At 69.8% G+C, this 1,532-nt stretch carries 2 protein-coding genes; both read right to left on the bottom strand.

Annotated features, from left to right (window positions below):
• Window positions 1-138: 138 nt before the first annotated feature.
• On the bottom strand, window positions 139-798 hold the full coding sequence (locus M9952_16570; GenBank protein ID MCO5314539.1) for a biliverdin-producing heme oxygenase: 660 nt from the start codon (window positions 796-798) through the stop codon (window positions 139-141).
• Window positions 799-874: 76 nt separating this feature from the next.
• Window positions 875-1,532: hypothetical protein (locus tag M9952_16565; protein MCO5314538.1), on the bottom strand; the 658-nt coding region annotated here is incomplete at its 5' end.

Here is a 1,532-nt window from a genome sequence, read left to right as displayed (position 1 = left end):
TCGGCCACCCCGCCGAACTTGTAGCGGGCATGCCGTGAGACGACCGGTGGGCTACAAGTTCGGCGGGGTGCGACGATCTTGTAGCGGGCAGGTCGTGGGACGACCGGTGGGCTACAAGTTCGGCGGCGGGGTGCGGGATCAGGCGGGCCAGGCCTCGTCGAGCTCGACGAACATCGCCGAGTTGGCGTCGTAGGCCCGGTTGGTCTCGGCGATGAAGGCGTCGAGCTCGGCGTCGGTCCACGGGGCGTCGTCCAGCCTGCTCCGGTACGCGTCTTTGTAGGCATCCAGGTCGTCGATGTCGAAGTCGTAGAACGACAGGGCACCGGCCAACCGATCGCCGTAGTGACGCTCGAGGGTGCGACGGATGGCCTGGCCGCCCGAGAGGTCGCCGAGGAGTCGCGTGTAGTGCTGCGCGACGAACCGTGCCGGCTCCGCGCCGCTCGAGCGGATCAGCTCGACGTACGCCCGCGTCGCTGGGCGGGTGCCGAACCGCTCGGACCAGTCGGCTCCCACCAGGTTCGCCAGGTCGGCCTCGATCCTCGGGACCCGACGCAGCTCCGCTCCGACGAAGGGTCCGACGACCGCGTCGTCGGCCAGGCCGTCCCCGGTCTCCTCGAGGGCCCGGTAGATCGCGTGGTGTTGGACCATCAGGTCGGCCACGCCGTCGATCGGGAGCTGGCCCCGCATCAGGCGGTGGACGAACTGCTTGCGCTCAGCGGCCCGGTGCGCGGTCATCGTCGCGTTGCGGATCCGCACCGAGAACGGCGGGTCCAGCTCGATCGTGTCGGTGGTGGTCATCGGTGTCCTGTCTCCAGTTCCGTCGTTCGGGCAGGGCTGTTCGGGCAGGGCTGTCGTTGGGGCAGGGCTGTTCGGGTCACGGGTTGAGTGAGTAGTGCACGCCCACGGGTTCCTGCGCCTTGAGCGGGTCCGCAGCCGCGCCGCTCGAGTACCAGTACGCCGCGGTTCCGGTCTGGCCGTGGAAGTTCACGAACGACTGCGGCCAGGCACCCTTGTGGACACCTCCGACCTGGGCCGGGCTCCCGGCGGGGGGAGTGACGTTCGAGCCGAGATAGCGGGTCGGGGCGGTCCACCCGGTGGCGATCGCTCCGCCGGCGTAGACGTCGGCGAACTCGGCGAGGGTGATGCCGGGCGTGTCGGGAAGCGTGATCTGGATGTCGGGGTTCTCCTGCGAGGAACCGCGGCCGCCGATCGTCGCGGTGAGTCGAGCGGCGCCGCCGGCATCGACGGTCAGCGTCGGGTCGACGATCCAGAACGGGGTGTAGCTCCCGTAGAAGTTGACGGTGAACGTGCCGCTCCAGCGGATGGTCGCGGCCCCGGTGGCCGTGTTCACCGTGCCGGTCCCGCCGGTGTAGCGGACGCGCTGGCCCAGGAAGAAGGCGTTGGTGGCGGTGACCAGGTTGCCGTTGCCGTCGCGGTTCTTGTTGGCCCACGACACGGCCGGCTCGCTGCCGATGGGTACGAAGGAGCCCGCGGCGTTCTTCTTCTGCACCGTGACGTTGCCGCTGGTCGGC

This window comes from Microthrixaceae bacterium (genome assembly GCA_023957975.1).
Taxonomy (GTDB): Bacteria; Actinomycetota; Acidimicrobiia; order Acidimicrobiales; family Microtrichaceae; genus JAMLGM01.
The sequence above is the reverse complement of the archived record's forward strand: the minus strand, read 5'-3'. Positions and strand labels throughout refer to the sequence as shown.